The 14,324-nt window shown below is 65.5% G+C and carries 10 protein-coding genes; 3 read left to right on the top strand and 7 right to left on the bottom strand.

All coding sequences use genetic code 11. From position 1 onward, the window contains the following. The first annotated feature begins 25 nt into the window (after positions 1 to 25). Positions 26 to 1,846 (top strand): phosphogluconate dehydratase, encoded by a 1,821-nt coding sequence (edd, locus tag ACH196_RS13305; protein ID WP_396647383.1) that lies wholly within the window; start codon positions 26 to 28, stop codon positions 1,844 to 1,846. A gap of 526 nt (positions 1,847 to 2,372) precedes the next feature. Here the strand turns inward: edd and ACH196_RS13300 are convergent. After that, positions 2,373 to 3,902 carry an ABC-F family ATP-binding cassette domain-containing protein gene (locus tag ACH196_RS13300; protein WP_396647382.1) on the bottom strand — a complete coding sequence of 510 codons (1,530 nt, stop codon included), beginning with the start codon at positions 3,900 to 3,902 and terminating at the stop codon, positions 2,373 to 2,375. A 447-nt stretch (positions 3,903 to 4,349) separates the two neighbouring features. Between ACH196_RS13300 and ACH196_RS13295 the strand changes: the two genes are divergently transcribed. Beyond that, the gene (locus tag ACH196_RS13295) at positions 4,350 to 4,802 is read left to right on the top strand and encodes a hypothetical protein (protein ID WP_396647381.1); all 453 of its coding nucleotides are present in this window, start codon (positions 4,350 to 4,352) and stop codon (positions 4,800 to 4,802) included. Between the two features lie 109 nt (positions 4,803 to 4,911). Here the strand turns inward: ACH196_RS13295 and ACH196_RS13290 are convergent, their stop codons facing one another. Beyond that, positions 4,912 to 5,871: a GNAT family N-acetyltransferase gene (locus ACH196_RS13290; RefSeq protein WP_396647380.1), complete on the bottom strand. Its 960-nt coding sequence runs from the start codon at positions 5,869 to 5,871 to the stop codon at positions 4,912 to 4,914. Positions 5,872 to 5,955: 84 nt separating this feature from the next. Between ACH196_RS13290 and ACH196_RS13285 the strand changes: the two genes are divergently transcribed. Continuing rightward, a complete protein-coding gene (locus ACH196_RS13285; protein ID WP_396647379.1) occupies positions 5,956 to 6,753 on the top strand; it encodes an SDR family NAD(P)-dependent oxidoreductase in 798 nt (265 codons plus the stop codon). Between the two features lie 36 nt (positions 6,754 to 6,789). Here ACH196_RS13285 and ACH196_RS13280 read toward each other — a convergent pair whose 3' ends face one another. The 5 genes from ACH196_RS13280 to ACH196_RS13260 form a co-directional block, all read right to left on the bottom strand. Next, a complete protein-coding gene (locus tag ACH196_RS13280; RefSeq protein WP_396647378.1) occupies positions 6,790 to 8,484 on the bottom strand; it encodes a VWA domain-containing protein in 1,695 nt (564 codons plus the stop codon). Between the two features lie 73 nt (positions 8,485 to 8,557). Further along, positions 8,558 to 9,058 (bottom strand): GNAT family N-acetyltransferase, encoded by a 501-nt coding sequence (locus tag ACH196_RS13275; RefSeq protein WP_396647377.1) that lies wholly within the window; start codon positions 9,056 to 9,058, stop codon positions 8,558 to 8,560. Positions 9,059 to 9,065: 7 nt separating this feature from the next. Beyond that, positions 9,066 to 10,028, bottom strand: coding sequence for a GlxA family transcriptional regulator (locus ACH196_RS13270; RefSeq protein WP_396647376.1), 963 nt, complete (start codon positions 10,026 to 10,028; stop codon positions 9,066 to 9,068). A 126-nt stretch (positions 10,029 to 10,154) separates the two neighbouring features. Continuing rightward, complete coding sequence (gene folD / locus ACH196_RS13265; RefSeq protein ID WP_396647375.1) at positions 10,155 to 11,054, bottom strand: bifunctional methylenetetrahydrofolate dehydrogenase/methenyltetrahydrofolate cyclohydrolase FolD; 900 nt, start codon at positions 11,052 to 11,054, stop codon at positions 10,155 to 10,157. A gap of 134 nt (positions 11,055 to 11,188) precedes the next feature. Next, a complete protein-coding gene (locus tag ACH196_RS13260; protein ID WP_396647374.1) occupies positions 11,189 to 14,296 on the bottom strand; it encodes a Wzz/FepE/Etk N-terminal domain-containing protein in 3,108 nt (1,035 codons plus the stop codon). Between the last annotated feature and the right edge of the window lie 28 nt (positions 14,297 to 14,324).

Below are 14,324 nucleotides of genomic sequence, written 5' to 3'. Positions count from 1 at the left end.
CGGATGCGAAGAAGGAACCGACCGAATGACCGCCAGGAACGACATCCAAGGCATCACCGAGCGGATTCGCCATCGCTCGCAGCCGACCCGCGAACTTTATCTCGACCGCATCGGCCGCGCCGCCGGCCAGGCCGCCAACCGCGCGGTGCTCTCCTGCGGCAACCTCGCGCATGGTTTTGCCGTATGCAGCCCGACCGAGAAGGTGGCGCTCAGCGGCGAGATCGTGCCCAATCTCGGCATCATCACCTCCTACAACGACATGCTGTCGGCGCATCAGCCGTTCGAGACCTATCCGGCGCTGATCAAGGAGGCCGCAAAGGAAGCCGGCGGCATCGCCCAGGTGGCCGGCGGTGTGCCGGCCATGTGCGACGGCGTCACCCAGGGCCAGCCGGGCATGGAACTGTCGCTGTTCTCGCGCGACGTCATCGCCATGGCGGCGGCGGTCGGCCTCAGCCACAACATGTTCGACGCCGCCGTCTATCTCGGCGTCTGCGACAAGATCGTGCCCGGCCTGGTGATCGCGGCACTGAGCTTCGGACACCTGCCGGCGGTGTTCATCCCGGCCGGGCCGATGCCGTCCGGCATCCCCAACGACCAGAAGGCAAAAATCCGCCAGCTTTATGCGGAGGGCAAGGTCGGCCGCGCCGAACTTTTGGAAGCCGAGTCGAAATCGTACCACGGGCCGGGCACCTGCACCTTCTACGGCACCGCCAACTCCAATCAGATGCTGATGGAGATCATGGGCCTGCACACGCCAGGCGGCTCCTTCATCAATCCCGGCACGCCGCTGCGCGACGCACTGACGCGCGAAGCCGCCAAGCGCGCGCTGGCGATCACCGCGCTGGGCAACGCCTACACGCCGGTCGGCCGCATGATCGACGAGCGTTCCATCGTCAACGGCGTGGTCGGCCTGCATGCCACCGGCGGCTCGACCAACCACACGATCCACCTCATCGCCATGGCCGCCGCGGCCGGCATCAAGCTGACCTGGCAGGACATTTCCGACCTGTCGGACGCCGTGCCGTTGCTTGCCCGCGTCTATCCGAACGGGCTGGCCGACGTGAACCATTTCAACGCCGCCGGCGGCATGGGCTTTTTGATCCGCGAGCTGCTCGACGCCGGGTTCCTGCACGAGGACGTGCAGACGATCTGGGGCGAAGGCCTGCGCAGCTATGCGGTCGAGGCAAAACTCGGCGCCGATGGCGGCGTTGTGCGCGAGGCGGCGCCTGCGGTCAGCGGCGACGAGAAGGTGCTGGCGCCCTGCGCCAAGGCGTTCCAGACGAGCGGCGGCCTGCAGGTGCTGGAAGGCAATCTCGGCCACGCGATCATCAAAACCTCGGCCGTCAAGCCGGAGCGTCGCATTGTCGAGGCCCCCGCCCTCGTCTTCGACACCCAGCAGGAGCTGAATGACGCCTTCAAGGCCGGCAGCCTCGACCGCGATTTCATCGCCGTCGTACGCTTCCAGGGCCCGAAGGCCAACGGCATGCCGGAACTGCACAAGCTGACCACCGTGCTCGGCATCCTGCAGGATCGCGGCCGCCACGTCGCGCTGGTCACCGATGGCCGCATGTCCGGCGCTTCCGGAAAAGTGCCGGCGGCGATCCATGTGACGCCCGAGGCACTGGACGGCGGTACGATCGGAAAGATCCGCGACGGCGATTTGATCCGCCTCGACGCCGATGCCGGCCTGCTGCAGGTGCTGGTTTCGCCGCACGAACTGGAAGGCCGCGACATTCCCGAGGCGGACCTGTCAGGCGGCGAGTACGGATTCGGCCGCGAACTGTTTGCCGGTTTCCGGCAGATGGTCGGGCGGGCGGACCAGGGAGCGAGTGCGTTCGCGGCGTGACGGTCGAAATCGGGTATTTCGCTTAGCCGAAGTCTTCGTCAGCCCATGGAAACGGCGGCGAAATACTCAGACCAACATCCATGGACATCAGTACCGTCTTCAGGCGTTGAACGTCGGTAGCAGACAGATTGCCGGCGATAGGGAGGTTTGCGTGGAGCATTTGCTTTATCTCAATTGCCCGTATTCCCAACAGAACTGAAAGCTTCGCGATTACCTTCGACCTGACGGATTCCGGAGCCGTCAGGTGAATTGTGTAGCGCGTGCTGTCCCAACCCGGCGTTTCATAATTTGTTGTGGCAACATTCCATCCGCAATTTTCGCAGATTATCACAAGAGTTGAGCCGGATCTTTGATCCGACAAGAGGTGCGAGCATTCCGGGCACTGCATTTAGGAGTTCCCACGCGATATCATGGCGACTTGGCATCGACCATAACTGATGAATCCGGTGGAAATGACGGTATTTACACACATGCGGGAAATCAAATCTGTGGCCAGCAATTTGGCCACAATGCCGCCCTTACTTGCCTACCGGCCACTCGTGGCGACCTCGCTGAAAAACGCCTCTGGCCCTTCGACCTCGATCATCCGCTTCTTCTCGATCAGCCAAAACTGGTCGCCCACCGCGCGTACAAAACTGCGGTCGTGCGACACCAGCAGGCAACTGGCCTCGTGTTTCAGCAGTTCGCCCTCCAGCGCCTCCTGGCCGTCTATGTCGAGATGGTTGGTCGGCTCGTCGAGGAGATAAAAGTTCGGGTTGGTGAGCCGCAGCACCAGCATGCCCAGCCGCGATTTCTGCCCGCCCGACAGGCGGCCGACTGCGCTCGTCTGCATGTCGATGCCCATGCCTGCGCCAGCCAGCAGGGTGCGGGCGCGCTGCTCGCCAAGCTCGAAGCGTTTCGAGACCACGCCGAGCGGCGTGTCGCTGTCCAGAAGGTCGGACAGCGACTGGTCGCCATAACCCAGCACCAGCGATGGCGTCGCCTTGATGCCGCTGGGCGCATTTTCGGGCGACAGGATCGCCTGCCGGATCATGTTGACCAGCCGCGTCTTGCCCGTCCCGTTGCGGCCGAGCAGCACGACCCGGTCGCCCTGCCTGATCCACTGCCGTCCGGTGCGGAACAGCAGCGTGCCGTCCGGCGTCGCGACGGGCGCGTCCTCCAGCGTAACCAGCACTTTTGCATGCGTGCCGCGATTGGCAAGTTTCACCGCGCCGGCCGAGCGCTCCTGGTGCGCCGGCCGCGCCGCGTCCTCCAGTTTTTCGGCGCGCTGCTTCAACTGCTTGGTCTTCACCACCAGAAGGTCGCTGCCCGAATTGATGCCGATATTGTTGAGTTTCGCGGCCTGCCGGCGAAGCTGCTGCGCCGTCTTCATGTCCTTCTGGAATCGGCGTTCGTCGGACGCATCGATCTCGTCGAGCGTGGCGCGCGCCCGCGAATAGGGCAGCGAAAAGACCTGCGAATTTTCCGGCCGCAGGAACAGCGTCCGGTTGGTCACCGCGTCGAGGAAGGCGCGGTCGTGGCTGCAGATCACCACCGGGATGTCGCGCGGCAGCGCGTTCAGCCAATCCTCGAGCTGGCTGATCCTGGCGAGGTCGAGATGGTTGGTCGGCTCGTCGAGCAGCAGCATGTCGGGCTCGGTCACCCAGACGCGGGCCAGCATGGCCAGCCGCTGCCAGCCGCCGCTCAGTTTCGACAGCGGCCTCTCGCGCATCTCTTCCGGCACATCGAGCGAATCGAGCACGATGTCGACGCGCCAACTCTCGCTTTCGGCCTGCTCCGCCGGCAGGGCGCCGAGCACCGTCCGATGGAAGCTCGCATCGAGCAAGTCCGCCGGAATATCCTGTTCGACGTGGCCGATGCGCAGGCCGCGCGCCCTCGTCACGTCGCCGGATGTCGGCTCGAAGGCGCCGGATATGGCGCGCAGCAGCGTCGATTTTCCACGGCCGTTGGCGGCGACGATGCCGAGGCGGTCGCCGGGTTCGACGGAGAGGTTCAAGTTGGAGAAAAGCGGCGCGCCGAGTGTCACGCCCAGGGATCGCAGGTTGATCAGTGCCATCGTCGTTCTCTGGTCTGCCGGACCGGCGCCCGCATCCGCTCACGCGGGAATGCATTATGGGCGAACAGGTTCGGGGGATTGCCATCACGCCTACGCTTGAACCCGAAGGCTCGGCACGGCGTCACCACAATGGGCAGACCGGAAGATGCGAGGAACGATCGTCTCTGGTCAGCCCTGCAAACGCATTTGCAGGGCCTGGATCGGGCCACACTGGCGGATATGCCGGAAAAAAACCATCGCGCAGCCCTCCTTTCTAGAGGTGTTGATGCGGGCGCTCATAATACGGCCCAAGGCAAAATGCAATCACGGCCGCTTCGCGCACTTTTGTTTGATACAAACCGGCGAGCGGAAGACATCAAGGCGCAAAGCCGGCTGGTTAGCGTACGGATGGGGCGGCTCCAATACGTCTGGCGCCGCCAACCTTGACCGCTTGCATTGGGAGTGCCCATGGCGACGAGACTGACGCTGAGCGAATCCGAGGCGAAGACGGTCATCCAGCATTCGGAGAACAAGCCGGATCAGGAGGGTCGCAATGTCGGACACACGATCCGCCAGCACATCACAATCAGCCGGCTTGGCCTGATCACCCGCATGGAAGCCGGGCCTGGCCGGCACGACCGCAAGGAGGTGTTCTGGCGCTCCGCCTTCCTCAGCGTCGACAGCGCGGCGAAAGTGCTCAGCGACGCCGTCACGGCGATGGCCAATGCGCCATTCGTGGCGAATTTCTCGGAGCGGCCCGACGGCGAATATCTTATCGAGGATCCCGAGGTTCCGGCCTTTTGGTGCCGCGACCAGCGCGGACGGTTTCCGGCGGGACAAGTCCACATCTACGCGCGAAAGATGGCGCAGCGGCCCTACGGCCTGCACTTGATCACTTTCTTTCCGGTGATCAAGATCTGATCAGCCCGGCTTCGCCTCCACAGGATTTCCCCATCAAGGGCAGCGCTGATCGCATTGGGGCCACACACCTTACCGCCGCCACGCCCTGAGGGCGGAGCACTGACGCCCACTACTGCGCCACGCGCCGAAATCGCTGCTCGGTCACCTTCGTCCCCCATTGGTCGCCGACCAACTCCTCGGCCAGCGTGAAACCGAAATCCTCATAGAGCTTTCGCGCGGCATCAAGGCCTCGCAGCGTCCAGAGATCGACATGCCGGAATCCCTGGCGATCGCAGAAACCGATGGCTTCCGACAGGAGACGGCGGCCGATGCCCAGCCCGCGCACCGCATCGTCCATGATGAACCAGCGCAGATGGCCGATGCCCGGCCCGAAGTCCTCGCCGTCTACAGCAACCGTGCCGACGATCTCGCCGCCGCGCAACGCCACCCAGAGGCCGTTTATTGGCCGGTCCAGCCTTTGCGAGAATTCGGCGATACCGCTGGCGACCTTCGCCTCGAAGAACCGACCGAAGCCGTAAGGCTCGACATAGTAGCGCCCGTGCATCTCGGCGACGCGGCCGATCACGCCCGGCACATAGCCGGTGACAATCTCGGCATCCGCCGCCGTGGCGCGACCGTCCTCCCTCCGGCGAGCGGTAGCCAGCGCGTCTGCGTAGGCGTCGAGACCGGCAACGACGACTCGCCGCTGGTCATGCGACAGGTGGCCGAACGCACCGTCAACCTGGCTCTGTCCGAAACGGTCGATCCGCTCCAACATGTTTCGGCCATGCTCCGTCAGCGACAGGATTTTCGAACGCGCGTCCTCTGGGTTTTCGCGTTCCTCGATCTCGCCAGTGTCGACAAGCTTGCGCAGCATGCGGCTGACGCTCGATTTTTCCAGGTTGAGGATGTCGCCAAGCGCGGCCGCGGTCGGCCGTTCTCGGCCACCGATCTCGATTAGCGCGTGCACGGCCGAGATCGGCAGGCCGGTGGCGCCCACGGTGGGTTTCATGAAGCCCAGTTCGCGCACGATCCGCCGCGAGGAATCACGCACCTTCTCGATCTGCGATGGGTCTTTCGGTCTGTCCATGGCGGCTTTCCTTTCCAGAATATAGTTGTATCATACAACTTAATTATCGCAAGATGCCGTCTGTGCCGAGCAGGAGAAACAAGGATGACCGCAGTGTCCGAAACCTCGTCGCGCCCCGTCCAAGGCCGGATGGCGGGCAAAATCTGCCTGGTGACGGGCGGCGGCAGCGGCATCGGGCGAGCAACCGCCCTGCTGATGGCTAACGAGGGAGCGGCGGCGGTCATTGTCGCCGGCCGCCGCGTCGCAGAGGGCGAGGCTGCCGCCGACGCGTGCCTGGCAGCGGGAACCGAAAGCCTGTTCGTCCGCACCGACGTCACCGACGAGGAAGACGTCTCAAGGCTCGTGCGAACCGCGACGGAGCGCTTCGGGCGGATCGACGTGGTCTTCAACAATGCCGGCCATCAGGAGAAACGCAAGCCGATCGAGGAGCAGACCGGCGAAACCTTCGATGCCGTTTTCGACGCCAATGTGCGCTCGGTGTTCCTGTGCCTGCGCCACCAGATCCCCGCCATGCTTTCCGGCGGAGGCGGCAGCATCGTCATCAACGCCTCGGTCAGCGGCATGCGCAATCCCAATCCCGGCCTCTCCCTCTACTCCGCCTCGAAGGCCGCCGTGATCTCGCTCATGCGTTCGGCGGCGATGGAATGCGCGCCGCGTGGTCTGCGCATCAACGCCGTCGCGCCCGGCCGCGTGGTCACCGACATGATGATGGCCGCCGTATCCTTCATTGGCGGTGTCGAGACCGTCGCCGCCGGCCTGCCGCTGCGCCGCATGGGGCGGCCGGAAGAGGTCGCGGAGGCGGCAGTATGGCTGGCGTCCGACCAGTCCGCCTATGTCGTCGGCCATGTACTGGCGGCCGACGGAGGCTTCCTCAGCGGCTGACCCGGCGCACCGAAAGCAAGAGCCTGCGAAGCGCCGTCAGCCGGGCTGCTGCCGCGTTACCGAAACCTCGGTCCGCTCGCCGGCCTTCACCGTTGCCGCCGCTTCGGACTTCCTGTCGGTTTCCGCATATCCGGCCGAGATGACATAGTCGCCGGCGGGCAGCGTCGTCAGTTCGCTGTCGCCATAGGCCTTGCCGAAGGACTTTCGGTTGCCCTGGGCATCCTTGGCCGCGGCGAAGATCTCGATCTCGTTGGCGTCGGGCGCCGAGATGGACAGTGTCCCCGCGTCGAGGATGACCGTCACGTCAGACGATTCGCTGGTCTTGACGCTCGCCAGAACTTCGGCCTCCGCCCGGTCGAGCCGCGCGACCACCCTGTAGTCGCCGGGCGGCAGTTCGTAGCTGCTTTCCGAACCGTAGCCGTAGCCGGCCTCGTCGCCCGATCCGCCGGCCTTGAAGACGGTGACCGCCAGCCCGGAAACGCCTATCTTTTCGCCGCCGGCCTTGTAGAGGGCGTTGACCCGCATCTGCCCGACGGCGACCACGATGTCCTTCTCGACGGTCTGGCCGGCCGCAAGCTGGACGGTCTCGCTGGTCTCGCCGCCGCCGATCTTGACGGTCACTTTCTGCTCGCCCGCCGGCAGCACGGCCTTGGCCTCGCCGTAGTATGTCGCCGGAAAAGGTGCGCCGGGATAGTCGATCACGATCGACGCGGCGCCGTTGACCTCGCCGCCGGCGCTTGTGCGCGGCCGGACGATCAGCGTACCGGCGTTGAGCACGTAGGCCGGCTGGTATGTCATGCCGGCCTCAACCTTGAGCTTCTGCTCCACCGCCGCCTCACCCAGCGATGCATGCACGATGTAGTCGCCCGGTTTCAGATGGCCCTTGTACGGGTTGAACTCGATGGCCAGCCGCTCGCCCTTGCTGCCGTCGGAATTCGCGGCATGGATCTCGTAGGACGGACCGGCGTCGGTCAGCGGTTGCCCACCCTCGGCCATGACGACGGTCGGCATGAAGTTGAACTCGGGCTGCTCCGGTGCAGGTTCGGATGCCGGCGTGGGTTGCGCTTCGGCTGACGGCGCGGGCTGCGACGCGGCCGGTTCGGGCGCGGCGATCAGGGTCTGCCGCAGGGCTTCTTCCAGTTGCCCGGCATTGCGCGCCTGAACATATCTGCCACCGGTGCTTTCTGCGAGGCACGCGACCTGCCGGCCCTGCTCCGCCGTCAGGCCGAAGCCGACGACATGCACCGTCAGATCGGCGCCGGCCCGCTCCAGTTCGCGGCCGAGCGCGCAGGGATCGGCCTTGCAGCTATCCGGCCCATCGGTGATCAGCACGACAGTCGCCTTGTCCTGCACGTAATTCAGCTCCTCTGCCGCCTTGCGCACCGCCGCCGAAAGCGGCGTCCTGCCGAGAAACGTCAACCGATCGGCCGCCGCCGTGACCGCACCGGCCGACCCGGCAGCGGGCGGCACGAGCGTCTCGAAATCCTCGCAACTGGCCTTGTCGCGGTGTCCATAGGCCATCAACCCGAGCTCGCGGCCGGTGGGCAGACCCTGAAGAACGGTCTTCAGCGCCTCTCGGGCAATCATCTGCTTCGGCTGGCCGTCGATCTGCCCCCACATCGAGCCGGAGGCGTCGAGAACGACGATGGTGCGGTCGGCGGCGGAGGCCGGCATTGCCGCCGCGGTCAGAAACGACAGCGGCAGCAGGGCACGGGCGAAGCTGGAAAGCATGGAATCCCTCGCGATTCGGTCGGCGGGCCAAGTGTTTAGTCCGCCGCCGTTGCAACTGGAAGCGGCCTACCCGTTACGATCCGGTTGTGTCGAGAAAACGGTGCATGACATAGGCATCGACCAGGCCGAACCTCGGATGATCGAAGGCCGCCGGGATTGTGCCGACGATGGCGAAGCCGAGCCGCTGCCATAGAGCCACGGCGCGGGTGTTGGACGACAGGACGAAGTTGAACTGCATCGCGCTAAACCCTAGCGCCGCCGCATGCCGCAGCGAATGCTCGCACATCGCCGTCGCCACGCCCTTGCCGGCGGCGCTGCCGGCGGTCACGTAGCCGCAATTGGCGACATGCGCGCCTCCGCCACGCTGGTTGGCCTGCAGGAAACAGGTCCCGCAAATCCCGCCATCGGCCTCGGCCACGAACACCTCGTGTCCCGGCATGAACCAGTAGGCGAGAGCCTCGCCGCGCGTCCAATCCTGCGGCAAGGCGTAGGTTTCGCCGGTCCGCAGCACCGGTTCGAGCATGCCCCAGATCGCATCCGCGTCGGAGTCCGTGGCGGATCGAACCGTCAGCATGTCAGCCTCAATACGTCGTTCGCCGTTCCTCGCTGGGCGGGCGGCCGAATTGCAGCCGGTAGCTCTGGGCGAAGTAGGAATGCGATGTGAAGCCGGTGGCGATCGCCACGTCGAGGATCGGCATGTTGGTCTGGCGCAGCAGTTCGCGTGCTCGCTCCAATCTCAGCCGCATGTAGTAGCGCCCGGGCGTGACCGTCAGGTGGCGCAGGAACAGGCGCTCGACCTGCCGCACCGACAGGCCCGCCGACTTGGCGAGTTGCACAGCGGAAAACGGCTCGTCGAGATTGTCGGCCATCAGCTCGACGATCTTCTTCAGTTTTTCCGACTTGCCTGTGAGGTCCCGCTCCGGCCCGACGCGCTGGCGGTCGCCGGCCGAGCGGATGCGCTCGTGCTGGAACTGGTTGGCGACGCCATTGGCGATGTTGACGCCGTGGTCGCGGCGCACGATCTCCAGCATCAGGTCGATCGAAGTGGTGCCGCCCGCGCAGGTGTAGCGTTTGCGGTCGATCTCATAGACGTTGCCGGTGCAGTCGATCTCCGGAAACTTTTCCATGAAACCGGCGCGGTTTTCCCAATGGATGGTGCAGCGGTGGCCTTCCAGTTGCCCCGCCTCCGCCAGGATGTAGGAGCCGACCGACAGCGCGCCGAGCGCCGCACCTCGCCGCCCAAGGCTGCGCAAGGCGCCAAGGACCTTGCTCTTGCCCGGAAATTCCGTGGTCAGCCCGACGCAGACGAACAGCACGTCGACCGGCGGGAGGTCGGCGACGCTGTAGTCGATCTTCAGCGGCAGGCCGTTGGAAGCCATGACGGCGTCGCCGTCGGCCGAGACCGTCGTCCAGCCGTAGTAATCGCGGCCCAGCAGGCGATTGGCCGAGCGAAAGGCGTCGATGGCTGCGGCGAGCGAGAACATCGAGAACTTGTCGACCAGCAGGAAGCCGAACTGCCTGCCGGTTTGTGGATCGTCCATCATCAGCGACGTTCTACAGAAAGGCGTTTCGGGTGCAAGGCGGGAGGCGAGCGAGTAGCGAGTAGCGAGTAGCGAGTAGCAGGAAACGGAAAAAATCCCTATTCGCTACTCCCTATTCGCTATTCGCTCTTAAAATGTCGGCCTCTCCAGCCCCGCGCGCAGATACGCCGAAACCAGGGTGTTGGCCATCAGCAGCGCGATCGTCATCGGGCCTACTCCGCCAGGCACCGGCGTGATGGCGCCGGCATTCTTCGCTGCCTCGGCATAGGCGACGTCGCCGACCAAGCGGCTCTTGCCCTCGCCCTTGTCGGGCGCCGGTATGCGGTTGATGCCGACATCGATCACCGTGGCGCCGGGTTTTACCCAATCGCCCGTGATCATCTCGGGCCGGCCGACCGCGGCGACCAGGATGTCGGCGGTGCGCGCCAGCGCGGGGAGGTCCTTGGTGCGGCTGTGGGCGATGGTCACCGTGCAGTTGGCGGCAAGCAGCAGATTGGCCATCGGCTTGCCGACGATGTTGGAGCGGCCGACCACCACGGCATTGAGCCCGGACAGATCCTTGCCGCGCACCCGCTCGATCAGCAGCATCGAGCCGGCCGGCGTGCAGGGAACGAAGGCCGTCTCCAACTCGCCGGTGCCGAGCTTGCCGACATTGATGAAATGAAAGCCGTCGACGTCCTTGTCCGGCGAGATCGTCTGGATGATGCGGCCGGAATCGATATGCCCCGGCAGGGGCAGTTGCACGAGAATGCCGTGGATCGCCGGGTCGGCGTTCAGCGTCTCGATGAGTTTGACCAGCTCGGCCTCGCCGGTCTCGGCCGGCAGCGTGTGCTGCACCGAGTGAAAACCGCACTCCTTGGCCTTCTTGCCCTTGGAAGCGACATAGACCTGGCTGGCCGGATCCTCGCCGACGATCACGACCGCCAGCCCCGGCAGGATGCCCTTGTCGGCCTTCAGCGCGGCCGCAAGGTTTTTCACTTTCGCGACCACGTCCTCCGCCACGGCCTTGCCGTCGATGATGTCAGCCATGATTTGCTCCCCGGCATGCGTGTCGGGTCGGCATAGTCATCAAAATTCGGAGGCGCAATCCCGCCAGAGCGTCGCACGCTGCCGCAAACCCGTCACGGCAGCCGATTTCGGTTTCGAAGGGTACGAACGAACACTCAGAAATAGCGGCGGCGCGAACGGGACTCTGCCAGATCGCGGATGGCGTCGCGGAACTCGCGCAGGCTGGCGCGGATCTCCTCGATCGGCGTTTCCTCGGTCGGCTGCAGGCTCTGGGCGATTGGCCGCTGTGGCTGAGGATTCACCGGTTGCTGCGGCGGCATCTGCTGCTGGGGGGCGTAGCCCTGCGGGTACGCCGGCATTGGCTGCACATAGGGCTGCGGCGCGGGCGGAAACGGCTGCGGCTGCCAATAGCCCTGCGCCGGCTGCGCATAGGGATGCTGCTGAGGCGGCGCCGGCTGGGCATAGCCATAAGGCTGCGCATAGCCGGGCTGCGTCTGCTGGATCGGTTGCGGCTGCTGCTGCGGATAGGGCGGATAATAGGGCTGCGCATAAGCTGCCTGCGGCATCGGCTGCTGCGGCGCGTAGTTGGAAGGTTGCTGCGGTGGGTAACCCGCTGGCGGTACAGGCTGCTGGGCATAGGCGGCTGGCTGCACCGGCTGGGGCGGCGCGTAGCTGGGCTGCTGCTGCGGCGTATAGCTGGCGGGCTGCGCCGGCTGCTGGGGATAGGCAGCCTGCGGCATCGGCTGCTGCGCCTGGCCGGGCGCGGCATAGGTATAGCCGGCAGGAGGCTGCGGCTGGTTCGGATCGAACGGCGGCGGCTGCATGGCGAACGGATGCTGCATGGAGGTGTCCTTCGGGGGTTCGGACGAATAGGCGAATTGGGAATGGGATGCGCTCGGCGCGGGTTCGGACCCCTGCTCCGCATGGTTTTCCGCCGGGCCTTCGGCAGCGGTTTCGGCAATTGCGTCATCGGCGTCCGCCATGCCGTTGTCCTGGCCGAACATGGTCGCCACCGGCCGGCGACGCAGGCGCCAGGCAAGCTTTGGCGGTTTTCCACCCGCCCTGTCGCGCAGGCTGTCCATCGTGCCACGCACGCCGCCAATGCCGATGCCGGCCATCAGTCCAAGCAGCATGCCGGCAAGTGCTATCTGGCTGCGCGACGGCGGTTCCGATTCGAGCGGCGGATAGGCCTTCGAGATGACGCTGATGTTGGCGCTGTTGATGCCCTGCTGTTCGCCGGTCTCGCGGGCGCGCAGCAGATAGGCTTCATACACCGCGCGCTTCGCCGTCGCGTCGCGCTCCAGTTCGCGCAGCGAGACCAGCTTGTCGCTGAGACTGGCCTGCCTGGCCTTGAGCTGCGCCAGGCGCGAGGACAATTCCTGTTCCAGTTGCACCGCCCGCTTGAGATCGGTTTGGATGGACGAAACGATCCGCCTCAGTTCAGCATCGATCAGCCCGCGCGCGCCGCTGAGCTGCGATTCCAGCGCCAGGCGCTGCGGATGCCTCGGCCCGAGCCGCACCGCCAGCCGGTCCGCCTCGCCCCTCAGCGCCGAATACTGGGCGCGCAGTTCCTGCATGGACGGCGACGCCAATTCCTCCGGCAGCGAGCCCGCCAGCACCGCGTCGGTGCTGACACTTCTCGTCGAGGCGGCCCGGGCGTTGAGTTCCAGCGTGCGTGCCCGCGCTATGGAGAGCTGTTCGTTGAGCTTCAGGATTTCGTCGTCGGAGATCAGCCGCCCCTGGGCGTCCACGAGATCGTTCTCGGACCGGAAGGTCTCGACCTTGCGCTCCGCCGCCTCGACGCCCTTGCGCAACTCGTCGAGTTTCGAGGACAGCTCGGTCGCCGCCCTGCCCGCCGTATCCGACTGCAACTGGCCGTAGCTCTGCAGGAACACGTCGGCCATGGTGTTGGCGATCAACGCCGATTTGTCGGCGCTGTTCGCCGTCGCGCTGACGACGATGACAAAGGTCTTGCCGCCGCGCTCGACCGACAGCGCCCGCCCGAGATTCATGGCTGCCAGCGCGTAGCGGCGGTTCGGGTCGTCTTCGCCATCCTTGGCGCGGAACACAGAAAGGATTGGCGACAGCATGCCCTTGAGGCCGGAAGCCGGTCCCTGGCCGTTGAATTCCGGATCATCGGCAAGGTGGAGCTGATTGACAACCTTGGAGATGACGGTGCCGGAGGTAAGGATACGGACCTGGTTCTCGACGATGGCGAGTGTCGCCTCGTTGGAAATGCCGGATTGCGTCAGTTCGCGGTCGACGAGATTGAGGTCGCGCGGATCGGCCAGCAGTTCCGTCGACGCCTCGAATTTCTTCGGCGTGTTCAACGCTATGAGGACACCGAGCAGAGCGCCGGCGATCGTGGTCGCCACGATGATCCATTTCGAGCGGATGATGCCGGCGACCACCGTGCCGGGATCGATCAGCGGATTCCACAGCCCGCCAGTGTCACCGGGCGCGGCGGCCTGAGCAACCGGTTCACGGTAGGCGGGTTCGCGATAGACAGGGCTGCTCTGCGGCACGGGTTCGTCCCACATCGATCCGACGGGCTCTTCCTGGCGTGGCGGCTGCGGTGGTTCAGGCCCGTCGGCGCGGCGCTCGGCTGTCTTGATCTCTTCGTCCGATGGGGCGGGCGGTTCGCGATAGGCCGGACGTTGCCGCGGCGCAGGCTCTTCCCACGTGGATGCAGCGGCCTCTTCCCGGCGAGTCTCCAGCGACCGGGCAAGCTCTTCATAACGGCGCTCGGCGACCTCTTCGACCGATGGCGCAGGCGGTTCGCGATAGGCTGGACGGCGCTGCGGCGCGGGCTCTTCCCACATCGATGTGGCGGCCTCTTCCCGGCGCGTCTCTCGCGACCGGACAGGCTCCTCATAGCGACGCTCGGCGGCCTCTTCGGTTGACGGGAAATCCGGTTCGTCAACCATGTCGGGCATAGCCGCCGCGACGAGATTTTCCCTGGCTTTCGCCGGCTGCGGCACAGGTTCCGGCTCGGGCTGGCTCTCGGCTACCGACGCTTCCGGCGCATGGCGGAGGGCATTGAGCAGCGGCGTCTCGCGGACGCTCCTGCGCGACCGCGCAAGGCGATGCCGCGCGGCGGCGTCCCTGGATGGCTGTATGCCGGCATCCTTCTCCGAACGCACTTCGGCGATCGCCCTGGCGAGCCGAGACGGTTCCGGCGCTGGTTCATCGCGCAACGCATCTCCCAGCGACAGCAGGGACCGCTCACGCTCCAAGGCATCATTGTCGTCGGGTTGCAGCATGAAATGCGCGCTTATTCCGCTTGGCCTG

It is taken from the genome of Mesorhizobium sp. IMUNJ 23232, from assembly GCF_044326205.1.
GTDB lineage: Bacteria > Pseudomonadota > Alphaproteobacteria > Rhizobiales > Rhizobiaceae > Kumtagia.
This window is presented reverse-complemented; position numbering and strand designations above follow the sequence as displayed.

Bases quoted from the DNA above. Each gene is read 5' to 3' on its own strand.
- ACH196_RS13280 (WP_396647378.1), bottom strand. From the start codon at position 8,484: ATGCTTTCCAGCTTCGCCCGTGCCCTGCTGCCGCTGTCGTTTCTGACC.
- ACH196_RS13295 (WP_396647381.1), top strand. From the start codon at position 4,350: ATGGCGACGAGACTGACGCTGAGCGAATCCGAGGCGAAGACGGTCATC.
- ACH196_RS13275 (WP_396647377.1), bottom strand. From the start codon at position 9,058: ATGCTGACGGTTCGATCCGCCACGGACTCCGACGCGGATGCGATCTGG.
- edd (WP_396647383.1), top strand. From the start codon at position 26: ATGACCGCCAGGAACGACATCCAAGGCATCACCGAGCGGATTCGCCAT.
- ACH196_RS13285 (WP_396647379.1), top strand. From the start codon at position 5,956: ATGACCGCAGTGTCCGAAACCTCGTCGCGCCCCGTCCAAGGCCGGATG.
- ACH196_RS13260 (WP_396647374.1), bottom strand. From the start codon at position 14,296: ATGCTGCAACCCGACGACAATGATGCCTTGGAGCGTGAGCGGTCCCTG.
- ACH196_RS13270 (WP_396647376.1), bottom strand. From the start codon at position 10,028: ATGATGGACGATCCACAAACCGGCAGGCAGTTCGGCTTCCTGCTGGTC.
- ACH196_RS13290 (WP_396647380.1), bottom strand. From the start codon at position 5,871: ATGGACAGACCGAAAGACCCATCGCAGATCGAGAAGGTGCGTGATTCC.
- folD (WP_396647375.1), bottom strand. From the start codon at position 11,054: ATGGCTGACATCATCGACGGCAAGGCCGTGGCGGAGGACGTGGTCGCG.
- ACH196_RS13300 (WP_396647382.1), bottom strand. From the start codon at position 3,902: ATGGCACTGATCAACCTGCGATCCCTGGGCGTGACACTCGGCGCGCCG.